Annotated in this window: 13 protein-coding genes and 3 pseudogenes; 10 read left to right on the forward strand and 6 right to left on the reverse strand. The window is 57.0% G+C overall.

From position 1 onward, the window contains the following. The 5 genes from N2599_RS28725 (at nucleotide 1) to N2599_RS28745 (ending at nucleotide 6,790) form a co-directional block, all read left to right on the forward strand. The gene (locus N2599_RS28725) at nucleotides 1-987 is read left to right on the forward strand and encodes an FAD binding domain-containing protein (protein WP_027510449.1); all 987 of its coding nucleotides are present in this window, start codon (nucleotides 1-3) and stop codon (nucleotides 985-987) included. 57 nt (nucleotides 988-1,044) lie between these two features. Further along, on the forward strand, nucleotides 1,045-3,243 hold the full coding sequence (locus N2599_RS28730; RefSeq protein ID WP_375714138.1) for a xanthine dehydrogenase family protein molybdopterin-binding subunit: 2,199 nt from the start codon (nucleotides 1,045-1,047) through the stop codon (nucleotides 3,241-3,243). 104 nt (nucleotides 3,244-3,347) lie between these two features. After that, entirely contained in the window at nucleotides 3,348-5,048 is a 1,701-nt protein-coding gene (locus N2599_RS28735) for a sensor histidine kinase (protein ID WP_245209249.1), read from the forward strand. A 16-nt stretch (nucleotides 5,049-5,064) separates the two neighbouring features. Continuing rightward, nucleotides 5,065-5,466: a response regulator gene (locus N2599_RS28740; protein WP_027510452.1), complete on the forward strand. Its 402-nt coding sequence runs from the start codon at nucleotides 5,065-5,067 to the stop codon at nucleotides 5,464-5,466. 259 nt (nucleotides 5,467-5,725) lie between these two features. After that, complete coding sequence (locus tag N2599_RS28745; RefSeq protein WP_027510453.1) at nucleotides 5,726-6,790, forward strand: glycosyltransferase family 2 protein; 1,065 nt, start codon at nucleotides 5,726-5,728, stop codon at nucleotides 6,788-6,790. A 370-nt stretch (nucleotides 6,791-7,160) separates the two neighbouring features. On the opposite strand, the gene N2599_RS28750 is transcribed toward N2599_RS28745, so the two are convergent. Next, nucleotides 7,161-8,222, reverse strand: a complete 1,062-nt coding sequence (locus N2599_RS28750) for a polysaccharide pyruvyl transferase family protein (RefSeq protein ID WP_027510454.1) — start codon at nucleotides 8,220-8,222, stop codon at nucleotides 7,161-7,163. After that, nucleotides 8,219-10,255 carry an acyltransferase family protein gene (locus tag N2599_RS28755; protein WP_051336584.1) on the reverse strand — a complete coding sequence of 679 codons (2,037 nt, stop codon included), beginning with the start codon at nucleotides 10,253-10,255 and terminating at the stop codon, nucleotides 8,219-8,221. The genes N2599_RS28750 and N2599_RS28755 overlap by 4 nt, the downstream gene beginning before the upstream one ends. Before the next feature lie 111 nt (nucleotides 10,256-10,366). Here N2599_RS28755 and N2599_RS28760 point away from each other — a divergent pair, with 111 nt between their 5' ends. Continuing rightward, a complete protein-coding gene (locus N2599_RS28760; RefSeq protein ID WP_051336585.1) occupies nucleotides 10,367-11,338 on the forward strand; it encodes a mitochondrial fission ELM1 family protein in 972 nt (323 codons plus the stop codon). Between the two features lie 379 nt (nucleotides 11,339-11,717). Here the strand turns inward: N2599_RS28760 and N2599_RS28765 are convergent. Together N2599_RS28765 and N2599_RS28770 are read right to left on the reverse strand one after the other, a co-directional pair. Further along, nucleotides 11,718-12,140 (reverse strand): annotated as a pseudogene (locus N2599_RS28765) (type II toxin-antitoxin system VapC family toxin). After that, a pseudogene (locus tag N2599_RS28770) lies at nucleotides 12,137-12,393 on the reverse strand (FitA-like ribbon-helix-helix domain-containing protein). Before N2599_RS28770 ends, N2599_RS28765 begins: the two co-directional pseudogenes overlap by 4 nt. A 283-nt stretch (nucleotides 12,394-12,676) precedes the next feature. Here N2599_RS28770 and N2599_RS28775 point away from each other — a divergent pair. Both N2599_RS28775 and N2599_RS28780 read left to right on the forward strand, forming a co-directional pair. Beyond that, nucleotides 12,677-13,714, forward strand: coding sequence for an IS110 family RNA-guided transposase (locus tag N2599_RS28775; RefSeq protein WP_027513959.1), 1,038 nt, complete (start codon nucleotides 12,677-12,679; stop codon nucleotides 13,712-13,714). 316 nt (nucleotides 13,715-14,030) lie between these two features. After that, nucleotides 14,031-14,541: pseudogene (locus N2599_RS28780) on the forward strand (helix-turn-helix domain-containing protein); the annotation flags it as partial. Nucleotides 14,542-15,006: 465 nt separating this feature from the next. Here the strand turns inward: N2599_RS28780 and N2599_RS37675 are convergent. Further along, nucleotides 15,007-15,240 (reverse strand): helix-turn-helix domain-containing protein, encoded by a 234-nt coding sequence (locus tag N2599_RS37675; protein ID WP_156915360.1) that lies wholly within the window; start codon nucleotides 15,238-15,240, stop codon nucleotides 15,007-15,009. A 381-nt stretch (nucleotides 15,241-15,621) separates the two neighbouring features. Beyond that, a complete protein-coding gene (locus N2599_RS28795) occupies nucleotides 15,622-16,323 on the reverse strand; it encodes a hypothetical protein (protein ID WP_051336799.1) in 702 nt (233 codons plus the stop codon). A 319-nt stretch (nucleotides 16,324-16,642) separates the two neighbouring features. Between N2599_RS28795 and N2599_RS28800 the strand changes: the two genes are divergently transcribed. Continuing rightward, nucleotides 16,643-17,563, forward strand: coding sequence for a glycosyltransferase family 8 protein (locus tag N2599_RS28800; protein ID WP_027513033.1), 921 nt, complete (start codon nucleotides 16,643-16,645; stop codon nucleotides 17,561-17,563). Beyond that, the gene (locus N2599_RS28805) at nucleotides 17,532-18,395 is read left to right on the forward strand and encodes a hypothetical protein (RefSeq protein WP_051336798.1); all 864 of its coding nucleotides are present in this window, start codon (nucleotides 17,532-17,534) and stop codon (nucleotides 18,393-18,395) included. Before N2599_RS28800 ends, N2599_RS28805 begins: the two co-directional genes overlap by 32 nt. Nucleotides 18,396-18,421: the final 26 nt, after the last annotated feature.

An 18,421-nucleotide genomic window follows, 5' to 3' on the forward strand; every position in this document is an offset into this window, starting at 1 on the left:
ATGCGAGCCTTTACCTACGAACGCGCGGCTGACGTCGCCGCCGCCTGCGCGTCGGTGGCTGGCGATCCCGACGCCAGGTTCATCAGCGGTGGAACCAACCTGCTGGATCTTATGAAACTCGGCGTCGAGCGGCCCGCTCATATCGTCGATATCAGCCGTCTGGACCTGAAGGATATTACGCAGACGCCGGACGGCGGTCTGAAGATCGGTGCGCAGGCGTTAAACAGCGATGTTGCCGCCAACCGGCGCGTGCGGGAGCGCTATCCACTGCTTGCCCAGGCATTGCTTACGGGTGCCTCCGGCCAGATCCGCAACAAAGCGACGACCGGCGGCAATCTTCTCCAGCGCACCCGCTGCCCCTATTTCTATGACACGCGGATGTCCTGCAATAAAAGGTCCCCCGGGGCAGGCTGCGCTGCGCTTGAAGGCCTGAACCGCAACCATGCCATACTGGGCGCCAGCCAGTCCTGCATCGCCACGCATCCCTCCGACATGGCCGTTGCCCTGACAGCGCTCGGAGCCAGCATCGAAATCGCCGGCAACCGAACGGAGCGGCGGACCTTGCCTGTCGGCGATCTTCATCGCCTCCCCGGCCAGACCCCTGATGTTGAGAACAACCTTGAGCACGGCGAAATGATCACCGCCGTGATGCTTCCGCCGCCGCCTGCGGGCCGTCAGCTCTACCGGAAAGTGCGCGACCGTGCGTCCTATGCCTTCGCTTTGGTTTCTGTCGCGGCCATTGTGGCCACCCAGGACAATCGGATTGCCTCCGGACGCATCGCACTGGGCGGCGTTGCACCAAAACCCTGGCGGACAGAAGAGGCGGAAAAAACCATGGGCGGCCAGCCGCTTACGAAGGAAACTTACGATTCCGCAGCAGGTGTCCTGCTTCAGGGCGCACAGGGCTACGGACACAATGATTTCAAGATCGAACTGGCCAGGCGAACGCTGCGCCAGACCCTGGCGGCTTCAGTCGGTCAAGCTTGAGGACCATTCATGACACAGACAAGCCAATCGCAAAATAGGTCGTTCATCGGACAACCGATGAACCGGATCGATGGTCCTCTCAAGGTGAGCGGCCGCGCGACCTATGCCTACGAGCAGCCGCACGGCGAGCCACTTTACGGCGTGCTTCTCGGTGCCAGTATCGGCAAGGGCCGGATCGCCAGGCTTTCCGTTGCGGCAGCCGAGGCCACGCCCGGCGTGCATCTCGTCATGACCCACCGCAACGCGCCTGCCCAGGCGCCGTTCGGTGAGCCGACCGTCCGGCCGGGCGTTCAGCGTCCCCGGCCGGTCGTCTTCCAACCGGAGGTCCGCTATTTCGATGAGCCGGTAGCGCTCGTCGTTGCAGAAAGCTTTGAGATCGCCCGGGCGGCGACAGAGCAGATCGAGATCGAATATCGCGAAGCGGGCGGAACTTTCAGCCTCGACGACGCGCGCGAGGCCATCTACGCGCCGGCGATGGCCAATGCCGGTCTTGCCACCGACAGCGTGCTCGGCGATCCCGACGGCGCATTTGCCGCGGCACCTGTCAAATTCGATCAGACCTACACGAACGCCTTCGAGCACCATGCGCCGATGGAGCCGCATGCCGCGCATGCAATCTGGGACGGCGATCAAGTGACGATCTACACCTCCGCGCAAACCCCGGCGCAGATCAAGGATGGCGTTTCCAACACGCTGCAGATTCCGCCCGAAAACGTTCGCGTCATCTCGCCGTTCATCGGCGGCGGCTTCGGTTCTAAGCTGATCGCGCATGCCGAAATTATCTCGGCCGTGCTCGCCGCCCGGATGCTGAACCGCCCGGTGAAGGTGGCGCTGACGCGCCAGCAGATGTTTGCCAATGCCGGTCACCGGCCGATGTTCGAACAGCGCTTCCGCATCGCTGCCGACACCGGCGGACGGCTCATCTCCTTCAGCCATGATTCACTATGCACAACGTCGCGTTTCGAAGAATTCGCCGAACAGGCGGCCACCGCCTACCGGAGCATGTATGAGGCTCCCAATCGGGCGACACGCCACCGTCTAGCTCCGCTTGATATCAATCGCGGGGAATGGATGCGCGCACCGGGTGAAGCACCCGGACTGTTGGCGGGCGAATGCGCCATCGACGAATTGGCAGAGCAACTCGGTATCGACCCGATCGAATTCAGGATCCGCAACGAACCGGAGCGCGACCCCGAACGCGACGTCCCCTTTTCGACCCGGGGTCTGGTGCAGTGCATGCGGGAAGGTGCTCAACGTTTCGGCTGGAACAGGCGCGTCGCCAAACCGGCAAGCGTGATGGAAGGCCGCAAGCTAATCGGCATCGGCATGTCGGCCGCCATCCGCCCGAACCTGATCGGGCCGGGCGCCTGCCGCGTCATGATCCATGCCGACGGGCGCCTGACCGTCGAACTCGACATGACGGATATCGGTACCGGCACCTACACGATCCTCGCGCAGATCGCCGCCGACAGCATGGGCCTTCCCATCGACCGCGTCGGGGTCGCGCTCGGTGATACCCGATTTCCGAAAACCTCCGGTTCCGGCGGCTCGTGGGGATCAGGCAGCACGGGGGCGGCGCTTCATGATGCATGCCGTCTTCTCAAGGAACAAATCACCACTGCCGCACGCGCGATGTCCAATTCGCCTCTCTTCGGTGCGAATGCCGAAAACGCCCTCTTTTCGGGGAGCCGCGTCACGATCGGCGATCGGAGTGCTGCTCTGACCGAAATCCTCACCGTGGTCGCACCGAAGGGTCTGTCGGCGGAAGGCAAGGTCGAACGTGGGCAGGCGCTTAAAGACTTTTCCCAGCATACCTACGGCGCGCATTTCGCCGAGGTTTCCGTTGATGCGGATACTGGCGAAATCCGGTTGCGCAGGATGCTCGGCGTTTTTGCCGCAGGGCGGATCCTCAACCCGAAAACCGCACGCTCCCAGATTATCGGCGGCATGATCTGGGGCGTCGGTGCGGCCTTGATGGAAGAAGGCGGGCTCGATCCGCGTTACGGCAACTTCCTCTACAGCGATCTCGCCAACTACCACGTGCCGGTCCAAGCGGACATTCAAGACATCGACGCCGTCTTCCTCGACGAATATGACGACAAATCCAACGTCTTCGGATCCAAGGGCATCGGAGAGCTCGGCATCTGCGGAGCCGGTGCGGCTTTGGCAAACGCTGTTTACAACGCGACCGGATCGCGTATCCGCTCGTTTCCGATCACCGTCGAGAAGGTGCTGCCCGGATTGCCGGATGCTTAACGTTGGGCCAGGCGTTTTCAGCAGAAATCGTAAATCAATCCTGGGAAGGTTGTTTTAGTAACAGATAAACTTTTTGAGTGCATGGTCCCATGAGAGGGCGGGCCATGAAGAGAACTCAAATTACGTCACACATTACGATCGTCTTGACGCTCGTAACGGCCATCACCGCGGTTTTGATCGCGGGCTTTGCGTGGCTTGCATCGACGAAGGTCGACGACCTCTCTCTCATAAGACAGGCGGACTTCGTCACGCAGGGTCTTCAACAGCAGATCAACGCGGTCCCGCGTGAGCAGGAAAGCGTTACCAAATGGGACGACGCGGTCCTCTACGGCAAGATGCGCAACCACGACTGGCTGCTGGAAAACATCGGCAAATGGACGCATGACTACTTCGGCCATGACCGCACCTATGTTTTCGATGACACCGATCATCTCATGTTCGCGATGCGCGACGGTATCGATGTTCTTTCGCCATCACTCGGCGACGACCATGATCCGGTAGCACGCCTCGCCGCCGAGATGCGGTACGCACTCAAGGAACGGCTGCAGGCCAGCGATCCTGCGCCGATTGCCGATGTCGCCAGCACCAAGGTCGTCGATATAGTGGGCAGGCCTGCCGTCATCAGCGCCCGGCCGATCATTCCAAGTTCAGAGCGAATGACGGTCGAAGCCGGGTCGGAGTTCATCGCCATCGCCGTGAAATTTCTCGACGCCTCTCCAATCGAGCACATCGCCCACTATGCGCGTCTCGACGGCTTGCACTATGCGCCTGCCGGCAAAGAGGCGGGCGAGGCCAGAATTCCCGTCATCTCTGCGAGTGGAGCAACGCTGGGTCATCTTACCTGGGAGCCGATCAAGCCCGGCCTGATGCTTCTGGAGCAAATTGCGCCGGCAAGCATAATCGGCATGTTTATCGCAATGGGAGTCGTCCTGTTCCTTGGCCAGGGATTGCGAAGGACATCGTTGAATCTCATCGAAAGCAAGGCGCAACTCCTTGTGCACCGCGACCACCTCGAAGAAACCGTAAGACTGCGCACCGGCGAGATCGAGAGGCAGCGGCAGGAGCTTGATCGCTTGCTCGCCCAGGAACGGCAGGTCAACGCGCTGCAAAGGCAGTTCGTGACGATGGCGTCGCACGAGTTCCGCACGCCGCTTGCCATCATTGATGCGGCTGCCCAGCGCCTGACGCGGACGAAGGGGGAGCTGAGCCCCCAATACATCTCGGAGAAGTCGGGCCAGATCAGAAGCGCCGTATTGCGCATGGTTGATTTGATGGAAAGCATCCTTGCGGCCGGCCGCCTTGAGACCGGGCGCATCTCGCTTTCGCTTGCGGACTGCAATCTCATCGACGTGATCGCCTCGTGCTGTGCAAGACAAAAGGAAATCAGCAAGGAACATGTGTTCCGTACAAACCTTGGTGAATTGCCTGCGACCATGAAAGCCGATCGTGCAGCGCTCGAACAGGTATTCACCAATCTGCTCTCCAATGCGGCAAAGTACGCACCCCACGCGCCTGACATTCACATTCGCGGCTGGGCCGACGAACGATTTTCTTACGTATCGGTTTCAGATCAGGGGATTGGAATCGATACCGACGACTTGCCAAAATTATTCCAACCCTATTATCGGGCTCGAAGCGCCACAGGGATTGCAGGCACCGGTATCGGGCTGAACATCGTCAAACAAATCGTCGAGTTGCATGGTGGCACTGTTACCGTCAGCAGCGCCCTCGGCCATGGAACGACTTTCACTGTAGCCCTCCCGCAGGAAGGCGCCGCGTCTTTGACGACGCCGCAGGCAGCATAGAATAAGGAGAAGAAAGATGATCACCATATTGTGCGTCGAGGATGAAGCTGACATCCGCAAGCTAGTTGTCGAAGAACTGAACGAAGCTGGATTTGCCACCCTCGAAGCAGCCAATGGTCAGGAAGCGCTGGAGACCATCCTGTCGAAATGGCCCGATATCGTGATTACCGATATTTCTATGCCAATCATGGACGGCCATCAGCTGCTCGCCGAGATCCAGGTCAATCATCCGCAGTTTTCCAACATCCCGTTCATCCTGCTGACGGCACTCACCGACCGGGAGAACATGTTGACCGGTCTTCGGGCGGGAGCGGCGGATTACCTGACGAAGCCCATCGACTTCGACATATTGCTTGCAAAAGTTTCAGGCTGCGTCACCCGGATTGAAAACGATAAGGCGGCCGGCCGGGCGTTCTGATTGCGTCCACCGCTTTCCTCTACACTGCGAATGCTGGCTGCCTCGTCAGGCTATGGTCTTTCAAAAGCCATAAAGCTGGGGAGGCTGGTGGCCGCGCAGAGAGATCAGACATGATCGTCGCCGGCCGCTTGGCGTCAGCGTCTCTGTAACGGCAGCTTTTCTACCTTTTGAAAAGCTGCTCTTGCCCGAACGGGCATGCCATAAGAACCTGAATGAGAAGGTTCGCCGTGACCAAAGCAGACGTGCGAGGTTCAATGCGATGCATTCCATGCAAGATCATGTTCCGGTTTCCATTATCATCGCGAACTACAACTATGCGCGCTTCTTAAAGCGCTGCATCGATAGCGCACTGGAACAAAGCCACGATAACATAGAGGTCATAGTTGTCGATGACGCATCAGCTGACGACAGTGCCGGTGTCATTGCCGCATATGGGTCCCGGATTAAAGGTCTTCTAAAAGAGCGCAACGGCGGTCACGCGGCAGCGTTCAACACGGGATTTTCGGTCAGTCGCGGCCAGATCGTCCTGTTTCTCGACGCCGACGACTATCTTTATCCGAACGCGGTATCGGAAATCGTCGAAGCTTGGGACGGCGATACCGCCCAGGCGCAATTCAGGTTGCACATCGTCGACGAGCGCCAACGCGTCAAGGATGTGTTTCCGGCTGAGGAATTCCCGTTCGATTCAGGCGATGTCACCCCACAGCTATTGCAGAAAGGCCGGTATCAGACCACGGTTACAAGCGGCCTGGCCTTCCGGCGTTCGGCTTTGGAGGCGGTCATGCCTATCCCCGAGACGGACTTTCGCCAAGGGGCGGACGGATATCTCGTCACCGTGGCGCCTCTCCATGGAACGGTGACGTCGATCGATTCCTGCCTCGGTGCTTACCGCATGCATGGCGCCAATCATTCCGTCTTTGCAGAAAAACTCGGCCAGCGGGCGCGCTGGCGGGTAGAGCACGACTTTCGCCGGCTGGAAGCCTTGTCCGGTCAGGCCGCTGAAGTCGGCCTGACCGTGCCGCCCGACGTCAGCCTTCATGACACGGTCCATCTGGAAGAGCGCCTGGCATCGCTTTGCATAGACCGTGACCGGCACCCGGTACCCAATGACTCCAGGCACACTCTCGGCGCTGCGGGCGCAGTTGCCAGCCTGGAAATGAATGTATCCTTAAGACGCCGTGCCGTGCTGGCGGCCTGGTTCCTCTCCGTCGGCTTCCTTCCCCGGCGCATGGCAAAAGCGCTCTTGTCGTGGAAGCTCGTCGCCTCCTCCAGACCTGCCTTCCTGCTGCGCCTGTCGAAGACCATCCGCCATGCCATGGGATAGGTGTCGGGAGAGAAGAGAACGGGCAACACCTCGCGCTCTTGCCGCTGTGGCGCAGCGTTGCAGACATCCCGCGTTTAGGGCGTCATGGTCCGAGCGACGACGGTGCATTGGATTGACAGCGCAGGTCGATGCTGCCTTCTCACGCTTTCCGATTTCCAATTCAATTGTGCAAAGTATTGAATCTCGCCTCCATGCCCGTGATTACATTTCTCGCCTCCGCACTGATACAAGGCACCCGCCCCTGTGAAGCGCGGCCAAGGAACGGAAGCTTCTCCGGGCCATTTCAGCCGTCACCACTGAGCTTCTCGTCGCCGCGTTAGTCACCGCGATTGATCTGGAGCATGCGCAGGAGACTGACCTGCCGGTTCTCTCATCGGCTGGCAAGTGAGGCAAGCTGGGCGAACATGTTCTCTGCAGCCACTCTTGCCTTTAGTACATAAGATCGGCCGCAATCGAAGTCGGCCTGCTCCCAAGTTGAGATCCGCTCGAACGCCTCTTTTGGCGTCTGCACGTAGAATTTTTCAAGCCCGGCTGCTCGCAGCATTCCCTGCGTTTTGGCGGTGTTGGATGGCATGGCCACAAAGGGCGTCCCGGCGACCAAAGATAGACATGCTGCATGGAAGCGACCCGCTACCACAGCGCGAGCTCCACTAATCGCCTGCAACAGATCTTCCGCGCTCAGTGGATGGTCTAACTGCTTTTTCATGCGCATTCGAGCGAACATATGGGGCCGAAAAGCCGATCTCGCTACAAGCGTCATTACTGAGACGCGCTGTGTGGTCCGTCGCTCTCCTTCCGGCAGAACCGCGACCAAAGGCTCTAAATCCGACGGGACAAAGCGATTCTTTGTGTCCGATACGTCCATTCTCATGAACTGTATGCCCCTCTGCCCGATCGCGTGGGCAAGTGTCGGGCGGCCGAACTCGCGATTGGCGTTATCGGTAACGATGATATTTCCAATCCGGAGCGCCCCCTTGTAGGGTTCCAAGAAGTCCGACGACAGCGTCAGGTCAGGAACGACCGCACACTCTAACCCGGCGGCTTGTGCGTTCATCGCACTATTTGGTTCTCTAAAAAATCGCATCGCGAAGTGGCTGCAATGCTCCGCGATTTGCTCATTATTCTGCTCATAGACCGAATTGATAAGAACGGACGGGATGCCCAACGAGCGGCAATATGAGGCAACCTCGGCCAAGGCGAGGGCCTGAGGCGTGGCATGATGTAGGGTACCTTCACCATTGACGATGACAAGGTCGGCTCCTTTCATCGCATCAAGGATCGCGCCTTGACCGCGCCAATCCACGTGAACGGAACAAGTTGCCACCACCTTTATCCCAGCCTTCGCAGCCAATCGCAGAATCTGGGCGACCACAATCCGGCACCCGATGTGCGATTTTGTTGAGGTGTCGTTTATAAGGACTGCCGTTTTCATCGGATATCCCAGCGTGAACTCGTTGGCAGCGAGTTCGAAACTTGACCCCGGACGCGGATGCCGGAAAGGACCGGGTCAAAGACAAAGGAAATCGATCTAGCGCCAGTTGCCGACAGATGATCTCCGTCTTTATAACGAACGATGCCACCTGAAGTCGCGCTGCACGACAATTCAGTACAAAGGACTGGCAACGGATCGACAACGCCGACTTTCATATCCAGTGCCACATCGCCCACAACGCGACGCCCTGCTGCCTGGCGCGCATCCACGTCGTTTCTCGGCATCTCAAGCTTGGCGGAGTTCCCCTGCATCGATAAGCGCGCAAGGGTTTGCGGCACAGCATATCTCATCTCGGGCACATCCATAACAAGCCAGACACGCGCGCCATTTGCCTGCATCCTTCTGATGCTTTCGACTAACCGCTTCGTGACAACAGCTGCATGATCGCCGGACGCCGAAGCCGCCGCATCGAAGAAATCACGCTGGTTTGTCAGATCGGTTTTATAAATGTATTTGCGCCAATATGCGGCAAGCAGGACATCGCCTATCTGATTCTGGCCGATAAGCGATTGCACGGCGTCATTGAAGCTATCGCAGCGGCCTACACGATCAGCTCTTATCAGATCGTCCGAGGCGAAAGGCGGACATCCGGCGCTCGCTACGAAGACGCCACCGATACCTGCCCGTCCCGCGGCAAGGTCCAGGCCCGGGGCTATCGCGGCAGCGTGAGAATCTCCCCATAGAATGAACTTCGCCTTCGTCACCGCCGCTCCCATTGGGCAAACTTTGCCGTCTTGCACATCTGCAATCGAGAGGCCGTTTCCATCCGGATCCGCAAAACAGTCTGGCTCCATAAACTGGCTGCCGTCGTCCTTTGCAGCGTAGAGACGGGCGGCTTCGTCCTTGAGGCGTTGAGGTAGTCCATTCAGCCTTATGACTAAGACGTTGACCGAGACCAATGATGCGACACCGATCGCCAAAGCGACAAACGCAGGTTGTGGTCTTCGGATTGCAAGCGCGCCAAACCGGAACGGCTCCTCAACAAAGCGCCACGAGATCCAGCCGAGAAAAAGCGATAAAGTAAAAATCAGTGCGACGGCTGCTCCGGGCGAGGCCGCACTCGTAAAGTAAGGGAGAAAAACAACGATCGGCCAGTGCCAAAGGTAGATTGAATAGGAAATCTTCCCCACAAATTTCATGGGCGCATTGCCAAGCAGCACTTTTGTGATCTTTGATTGATCACCGAAGGCGATGATGGCGGCCACCGAGAGACACGGCAATAGCGCAGCAAGTCCCGGAAACGCGGTGGCGTCGGAATAGAGAAACGCGCAAGCCAGAAGGCCAGCCGTGCCGAGACAAGGGATTATTTCGGCAAGGGCGGGTCGTACCAACGGCCTATGAGCACCAATCAGCGCGCCGAGCAATAGTTCCCACAAACGGAACGGCAAAAGGTAGAATGCTTTTGTCTGATCTTGTTGCACCATCAGTTGGCTTGCCGCCAAAGATGCCACAGCGATAATCGCCAAAATTGGAACGATCGCGTTTTTCTTCATCCGATAGGTGATCATCAGGCCAATGGGAAAAATCAGGTAAAACTGCTCCTCGACGGAGAGCGACCAGGTGTGAAGCAAAGGTTTCGTATTGGCGGCCAGATCAAAGTAGCCACTTTCGCGCGCGAACTGGATATTGGAGTAGAAAAGTGCGGTCGCCCGCGCGCTGCGGGCGAAATAAACGAGATCGTCTGGCATAAAAAGCCAGATTGCGAGGGCGGAGACTACGGCCATCATCACAAACAGTGCCGGCAGGATCCGGCGGATCCTTCGGACATAGAAGTCGATGATTGAAAATCTCTCGTTGGCGAGGTCGCGCAGGATCATAATTGCCATGAAATAGCCCGACAGCACGAAAAAAGCGTCCACGCCGACATAGCCGCCAGCGACGGCTTGAATACCAGCGTGGTAGAAAACGACCAGCAGGACGCTAAGGGCTCGAAGGCCGTCCAAATCGCTCCTGTAGGGAACACCAGCGATCAATAAGATCCTCCCTTGGACTTCGGGACAGGACTTTGATAACACGTGAAAATCAAAAGACAATGCGAGCGTCTGCCAAGACCGGCCAATGCGCAGGAATCCGGGATCGATTTGATGGGCAATGGAGGTTCCGATCACGCGGATATCGATCTTCTGACGTGGTGCGTGAGCGAGGAAAAAATCGGCACGATGTCGCAGTGCGTCGGGGTCGCGCGAAACCTCAGCCGGAAGGAGCCGGTTGTGAAGCCATTTGTGCCGGTCCATGGGATAAGGAAGGCCTTTGCTCCCGCGCTGTTTTCCCGCAAAGAAAGCCGTCCAGACATCATCATTTCCTGTGGCTACCGGCCAGAGAAGATGGTTCTGAAGATGAAAAGGACATTTAGCGGCGAGCCCTTCACAGTTCATCTGCAACGGCCAGAGATTGAGGGCTATGATCTTGTCTTTGTTTCCAATCACGACTGGACGAGGGAGCTAGAGGCACGGCCGAACTACGAGAGGATGATCGGCGTGCCTCACAGGCTCAGATTGAACGAGGTATCAAAACGCCGCCGTGCGGCAAGAAGTCTTTTTAGTCCCGACGACCGTCAGTTGGCTTCTGTCTTCGTCGGCGGCGACAACGGCGCCTATATCTATGACCAGAAGTCGGTCGATAACATCAAAAACGCAATCGACAGCCTGACGAGCAAGGATTGGCGCGTTCTAGTCTCGACGTCCAGGCGATCCGATAGACGGACCTTTGATGCGCTCATGGCTCTGTCGTCTCCGTTGGTTACCGTCTGGGATAGGCGGGAGCCTAACCCGTATCTTGATTATGTCGCTGCTGCAGACGCGTTTCTAATCGCCAAAGATTCCATCACAATGCCTTGTGAAGCCTTGCTCACAGGCCGGCCTGTCTATTCCCTGGAGTTGACAGAGGTGCCAGGCGAACGCCTGATAAAATTCGACCGCTTCCACCGGGATCTACAAGAAACACGCAAGCTCACCCGCAGGTTCGATGGCGGTCTCGAATCATACTCTTACCAGCCGATAAACGAAGCGTTGCGCATCGCGGAAGTCATACGGTCAAGGGTTGCTAAGCACTCTTGAAAGGCCCTCATGGTTCATCCTGGCAATTGCCAAAAAATCGGTTTGTGTCGGCCATTAAGAGGGCCGCAAACTAGAGCGCGTCCGTTGAACACGGCATCGGAATTGAGATGACGGTCGCTGTTTGCCGTGATTCCCTGCCTTCCAACCAGGGAGTTAGGAATGTCGCGTGCATTAAGCGGAGGAACCGACCTTCAAAGTTTATGACGGCGACCGCCAGCTTGGTGAGGATTTCCCTTACTCCGGCGAAGCGGCCGCTCATGCGAAGTCTCTTCCAACGCTGAATCCTCCGCGGCGTTGAGTAGGACTTCCGAACGGTTTTCGGGCATTTCCTCTTCGGCGGTCTCGGTGGAAATCGGACTCAAGGACACTTAGCTGAATATCACCTTTGTTGGGACCATGGATTGATCACCTTCGACCCGGCGGCCTCGAAGGGGCCTGTGTCGCCCGTTGCGACCGCGAGGCCATTCGCCGCTGCTGTGGCTGCAATATATCCATCCGCCTTGCCGACCGCCTTCCTGGACACGCGAGCGCGCCATGAGTTCCGAGTAGAATTGGGAGGTAGCTAAATCAAAGGGTAGGACGCGTTCTGCGAAGTGAGGAAGCACTTCGCCCTCCAGGCGATCGAAGGACAGTTTGCCGTTTGCCTGAAGGCTGGGCGGCGATCCCGAAGCGAAGTTCGGCAATTGTTATCGCGGAAAGGAACAACGTCTCGATGGCTTGGCCATCCAGCCATGCTACCGCTGCCCCCGTTGGGAGCCGGTTTCCATGGCTCCGATATCACGTTGGTATCCAACAAGATCATTCGAACGTCATCGGCTCTCGGCCGGCGCCTTATCGCGATTTTGCTGCAGGGCTTCGACATCGTCATTGGATAGCTCCGCGTCCCGACCTATGGCCGCGAGTAAAGAGCCAAGTTTCACACGTTCAGATGGACGAACGGCGGCCTCAATAATGTCTCGGATTTCGGCCTCGGTACTGCGGCCGTGATGAGCCGCTCGCACGCGCAGGGCGCGATGCGTTTCATCCGAAAGATTACGAATAGTGACAGCCGGCATTGATATCATCCCGCTAGAAACGATGACTTTGATATCAAAATATTACGGCATTTTTCAAGAAGGCTACATATCATCCGGTTCAGACTGTTGCGGCTAGAGGAAACTGGTGGAGCAATCCGCATTGATTGCCCGACCTGCGAGATAGGTGACTATTTGTACCGGAGATGGGGTATTCGGCTTTCGCCCCATCTTCTACGGTGATGCAGGGAGGTGCTGCGCTTCGAGCTGATGATAGAACGTGGTCTGTTCAAACAGCCACAAGCATCAGGAAAGGAAGCGCAGCATGAAGCACTTTATTGGCCTCGATGTCTCGGTAAAAGAGACTGCCGTTTGCATTATCGACGAATCCGGCAAGATCTGTCGTGAGGTGAAGGTTGTCAGCCACCCTGACGATCTCATTGCGGTGCTGAAGGACCCGACCTGGAACGTCGAGCGGGTCGGGCTTGAAGCCGGACCTTTGTCGCAGTGGTTATTCGAAGGGCTGGCCAGGGCGGGATTGCCGGTCATCTGTATCGAGACGCGCCATGTGAAGGCCTTCCTGAAGGCGCAGCCCAACAAGACGGATCGCAACGATGCGCGCGGCATCGCGCAAATGATGCGCGTCAATCTGTATCGCCCAGTGCATGTGAAGACGCTGACGAGCCAGAAGCGGCGGGCGCTCTTAGCGGCCCGCAAGCTGCTGCAGGAAAAGGCGATCGCCATCGAGAACGACATCCGCGGCCTTCTGCGCAATTTCGGGCTGAAGGTTGGCGCCGTGGGAACGGCAAAGTTCGAAGAGCGCATTCGGGAGCTCACCGAAGGCATGCCCGACCTCGCGGCGATCATGGAGCCATTGCTTGCCGCCCGAGGGAAGCTGCGTACCGAATTTGCGCGCCTGCACAGACAAGCCCTTGCGGTGGTGAAGGATGATGCCACCTGCCGGCGCCTGATGACGATCCCGGGTGTCGGCCCCGTGGTGGCGCTCGCCTATACCGCGACAATAGACATTCCGCAGCGCTTCAGAAACTCCAAGGCGGTGGGATCGATCCTGGGACTAACGCCGAAGCTCCACGAGTCCGGGGAAAGCAAGCGCGTCGGCTGCATATCGCTATGCGGGGACGGCACGATGCGCACTTTGCTCTATGAGGCTGCCCAGCTGCTGCTGACGCGCGTGGGGAAATGGTCGTGGCTGAAGGCTTGGGCGATGAAGATCGCCAAGCGGCGCGGCATGGCGAAAGCGAAAGTCGCACTCGCTCGTCGCCTAGCGGTCGTCATGCATCGCATGTGGCTCGACGGCACTGAATTCCGCTGGACGCGGGAAGCCATGACATCAGCGAGCTGACAAGAGGTCAGAAGGAGAAAGACACATAGTTCCGCCAGTTGGCGGAAGGACGTCCTTCGCAGGACGATGGATGAGGCAAGTTCGAACCTATGTCTGTGCCGATCGCATCACGCGGTAATCACGTCCCGGAGATTGAACCGCCCCATTCTCCTAACCCCATGCTGGGAGGGCGAAACGCCGATCCCGAAGAGAAGCGAGGACCTGCGGAAGATGTCATGCCCCAAAGAGGTGGAGACGCTCGTAAGTGCTTGACGCCAACACGCCGAATAGAGAAGACATGGGTAACACTTTTCGGTTTTTGGACTGGGAGGTGTACATGCCGTGGAGAGAGACTTCGGTGATGGAGGAACGTCTTCGATTTGTCGCCCGCCTTCTGGAGGGTGAAGGCATGAGCGAGGTGTGCCGTGCATTCGGCATCTCGCGCAAGGCCGACTACAAGATCTTCAATCGCTATAAGGATGACGGCGTGGAGGCGTTGACGGACCGGTCGCGCCGGCCGGTGCGTTATGCCAACCAGTTGCCTGAGCCGGTCGAGGCGATGATCGTGCGGTGCAAGAAGGAGAAGCCGCATTGGGGTGCCAGGAAGATCCGAGAACTACTGGTGAAGCGCTTGGCCGGCGATGTGCGCGTACCCGCCAAAAGCACGGTGCATGCCATTCTCGATCGGCACGGCCTGGTCGCCCATGCGCAAACGACAACGCCATCGAGCCGAAGGGACAGCCTTGTCGCCGGCCTTGCTGCCGAACGATCTGTGGTGTGCCGACTTCAAGGGCGAGTTCAAGCTTGGCAATGGTCAATACTGTTACCCATTGACGGTCACCGACCAGCCCTGAAGCCATTGCGCTCGATATTGCGGCGCGTCTTCTGTCAGGATCTCGCCTGGACGACGAGGAGGTGCGCGAGGCAGGCAGGATCCGAGAACTTTTTTTCTCGCGCAAGAGTACGGCGGGGGGCGAATTGCGGCTGACCCAGCCTCTTGTCAACCCGCAATATCAATATTTACATGACTACAGAGACGCGCCCAAAGTGACGCCAAATCCAGCAATCTCGCCCCCTGCAGCTAAATCAATCGGGTAAAGTTCGGATTAAGCGATGATCTTCGCAGCCCTGTGCCGACGGCTTCTGCAGACGGAATGCCTGCACGCTCGGCGGCGGCGTGGGCACAACGGATTGTCCTCACTGAGATGATCACTCTCGTGCGTCAGGCAGGAACTTGAAGTTGTGCATTCGCAACATCGTGTGGAGAGCGGCCGAAATCGGTGCGGTCATGGGCAATTCCTTTGCCGCCGCCCCTACCCCGCCGATGCTCGTTCGACGTAGCGTAAAATTCTGGTCACGGTCGGTCGACTAACGCCTGCCTCTCGGGCGATACAATCTGTTGACTTACCTTCGGCCTTTAGCCGTAACACTTCCTCGGATTTGTGTCTCATGGCGTATGCTGACGAATCGTGTGCCGCCATCATGCCGAAGGATATGGCATTTTTGACCGCTGAGGCTTCGCAATATTCGGTATTGATAAGCGCCATAACACGCTCCCTTGCAATCACTGGAACATCAGAATCAATGACGTCAATATTGCTGCGAGTAAATTCAGACCTTAGCGGTATCTGATTCAAGCTTTATTCGGTACAGGCGATCAGGTGCGCATACCGCTCTCGTTCGAGCAAGGGGTTGATTTTGGCGCGTTGGCGCGTATGCCGACTCTCAGTACATGAAGGCCGTTCGGCATCGTTATCTGAATCGCGAGTAGAATAATTTCCAACGAGATCGGCATGTTCACTCGCGCCGCGCGCTCCGTCGAAGCCTTGTGGAGATAATGTCGGCAAATCATTACGCTCTTCAAACCACAGGAATGTGCCGGCTACTTCGTAGAAGCTACATATGACCCCGATTAAGATGGGCGCGCCCTAGCGTGGCGCTGAAAGTTCGGTCGCGTTCTGAATGAGCGTCATCCCTGTAATCTCCGAAAGCTCCGCCTCCGTCGTAAAAAGGTTCGGATACGCGCTGAGTTTCGTCAGCGCGTAAATATCCTCGTCAATCTGCTTGCGCGTTTTTCCGACCTCATTGTACGAATGCCCCATTTTTGTAACGGACATTCCTGACACGACAATGCTGGGAGCGCCCAGAAAAAGGCCATAACAGATGGCCGCCACACCATTTGTAGCCTTCCCTATTTTGCCGATGCCTTCAGGGATCGGCCCGACAATCTCGTTCATAATCGCGTTGCGTTCGTCCTTTGTAAGTTTCTGCAGGGTGCCGACACGGACATGCGGCTTTAACAACAGTTGAAGCCGCATGATCGCCGTCGGTGCGGTGTGAAACCAGACTAAACCGCGGGTATTAAGCCTTGGGTGCTCCAGCCAGGACTTCCGTCGCTTGCGAATTGTCAGGTCGGCCCGGCCGAAACCAAACATTTCAGCTGTGCGGCCGGAATTGTTGACGTCCACACGTGCACAGAGTTCTATGAAATCGTTGGTAATCGTTGGATTCGGGGCGGACCCAAAAATCAGCCACGGCCTGTGCCGAATTCCGAGCTTGTCGAGCCAGGCGGTGTGCCGCCGCTTTAGTTCTAGAAGGCGCTGTTCCGTTACAAAATGGTGCCGCGTCATTTCTGTTCAGATTCGCAGAGTTACGGTTTCAGTTAAAGAGACTCGCGATTGTGAGTGATCATGTCAATCGCCGCTCAGCCTGGCGCCAGATTCATCGACCTTGAGCGCAGCCGGCAGCTCTGCCAGTCCAGAAAATGCGGCCATTGGTTGAAAAACTCCTATCGGAATTTTTATTTTGCCGTCTCTCGAAAAAACCAGATTGCTTTTTGGTATTGTTCGAGGCGGTTGCATTAGACTATGCTGCATCTTCGCAAACGTGCGCGCTCGCTCTGATCAACGACGCAAACTTTGAGATTTGAACCGGCAATGAGACGTGTGAATGGGTAGGACCGCCGTTTATACATTCACGGACAAGTACATGCTGCCTGCTGCTTGTTGCGCGCTTCTGTCAGTCGCACGGCACTCGCGCGATCGCGATATGGGGCAGGTGATTGTGGGGATCGATCTTTCGCCAGAACATAAAGCCTCAGTTGCGGCATTCAACGCAAGACATGGCAGCAGCATCACAATCGTCGATTTCACCTTGCCGACGGACCTTCCTGAGGCAAGCGGGCGTTGGACGAAAGCGACCCTTGCACGTCTCTATATCGATGAAATCATTGATGAATCCATCGATCGCGTCCTGTACATCGACGCGGACGTATTAGTGGTCGATCCTATCGACGCAATATTTCAGTCGGATCTTCACGGCAATGTAATTGGCGCCGTCGACGATTACGTCACTGCTTTTCCTGACAAGGCCAAAAAAAGAGAGTTGAAGCTTGGTCTCAGACATGGACCACGATACTTCAACGCCGGGGTTATTCTCCTTGACAGTAAGGCCGTTCGTACCACGGGGCTCTTCAAGATGGCACGCGAACTACTGCAGTCCGGAGCACGTTACGACGCGAACGATCAGGATGTACTTAACATTGCTTTTCAGGGAGCATGGGAACCATTAAACCCTCGGTGGAACGTGCAGACAGGCATCATGCCATTCGTGCGCGACCCGGTGATCGTTCATTTCACCGGACGCCGAAAGCCTTGGCAATCCTCGATCCGATGGATGCACACTCCCTACGCCCACGAATATCGTCAGATGCTACTCCAAACATCTTGGGCAGAATTTGTGAAGGAACGCCGCGTGCAACGGAAAATCGCCGATCTGCTTCTTTCCTTGGGTGGATACCTCGGCGGCGTTTACCGCGCAGGAAAAGTTAAGGCATATTTTGGCGATCAACGACGTTTGCCCGATGCCTGACAGCTTTCCAGACCTGTATAACACCCAAAGCAACGAAGCCTGGCGGGACTTCTTCGAGAAGCATCAGCACATCGTTTTGGTCGCAAATAGTGACGTCCTCGACCCCCGTTCGATCCGCTCGCATGTGCCGGACGACACCTTGTTTATCTTCTTCAACAAAGCCTACAAAGTCCTGCACGAGAGTTTCGCCGGACGTTCGATGCTCGTGGCCCGCAGTGGATCGATGGGAGCAAACATCGTGCACCGACATGAGGTCGACGATGTCTTGCGATATTTCTCGAAATGTGAATTCGCAGGAATACTCAACATCCGGACGGCAGCCGACGAGCGCTTCAGTCCCGCCTCAAAATTCAACGGCGCCAAGGTGTTACACGCCGATCTTGAACCCCTGATGTCGACCAAGTACCCGCCGAACAAAATACCGACGAGCGGGTTTGCGTTGATCGTCTGGATGAGAGAACTCCAGATAAAATCCCAAATTGTCTTGGCCGGTTTCTCAGGGCGACGAAGCCCGCGATGGAAGGTCTTCGACGTGCACGACTGGACGTTCGAGAGAGCCTATCTACGGCTTCTGGCCGACCGTGAGGTCATTACGAATTTCGGCCAATTGACATCGACGCGGTTCGAAATTCTGAGCCAACAATTTCAAGATGCGAGCGCAGCGGAAATTCAGTCGGCGATAAATGAAACACTTGCAGCGCGGCTTGATGACGCTCTCGGGCATATCGATAGTTTGATGTCGATTACCAAATGGCAAAGAGCATTGAATTCTGCGTTTCGACGAATTCGACCAAAAACCCGAAAGCAGCGCAGCCTGGATCGCAACAAATAAGCCGCTCACTTTCCGTGACTTGCCAA

It is taken from the genome of Rhizobium sullae, from assembly GCF_025200715.1.
Lineage (GTDB): Bacteria > Pseudomonadota > Alphaproteobacteria > Rhizobiales > Rhizobiaceae > Rhizobium > Rhizobium sullae.

Bases quoted from the DNA above. Each gene is read 5' to 3' on its own strand.
- N2599_RS28725 (WP_027510449.1), top strand. From the start codon at position 1: ATGCGAGCCTTTACCTACGAACGCGCGGCTGACGTCGCCGCCGCCTGC.
- N2599_RS28730 (WP_375714138.1), top strand. From the start codon at position 1,045: ATGAACCGGATCGATGGTCCTCTCAAGGTGAGCGGCCGCGCGACCTAT.
- N2599_RS28735 (WP_245209249.1), top strand. From the start codon at position 3,348: ATGAAGAGAACTCAAATTACGTCACACATTACGATCGTCTTGACGCTC.
- N2599_RS28740 (WP_027510452.1), top strand. From the start codon at position 5,065: ATGATCACCATATTGTGCGTCGAGGATGAAGCTGACATCCGCAAGCTA.
- N2599_RS28745 (WP_027510453.1), top strand. From the start codon at position 5,726: ATGCATTCCATGCAAGATCATGTTCCGGTTTCCATTATCATCGCGAAC.
- N2599_RS28750 (WP_027510454.1), bottom strand. From the start codon at position 8,222: ATGAAAACGGCAGTCCTTATAAACGACACCTCAACAAAATCGCACATC.
- N2599_RS28760 (WP_051336585.1), top strand. From the start codon at position 10,367: ATGGGCAATGGAGGTTCCGATCACGCGGATATCGATCTTCTGACGTGG.
- N2599_RS28775 (WP_027513959.1), top strand. From the start codon at position 12,677: ATGAAGCACTTTATTGGCCTCGATGTCTCGGTAAAAGAGACTGCCGTT.
- N2599_RS37675 (WP_156915360.1), bottom strand. From the start codon at position 15,240: ATGGCGCTTATCAATACCGAATATTGCGAAGCCTCAGCGGTCAAAAAT.
- N2599_RS28795 (WP_051336799.1), bottom strand. From the start codon at position 16,323: ATGACGCGGCACCATTTTGTAACGGAACAGCGCCTTCTAGAACTAAAG.
- N2599_RS28800 (WP_027513033.1), top strand. From the start codon at position 16,643: ATGGGTAGGACCGCCGTTTATACATTCACGGACAAGTACATGCTGCCT.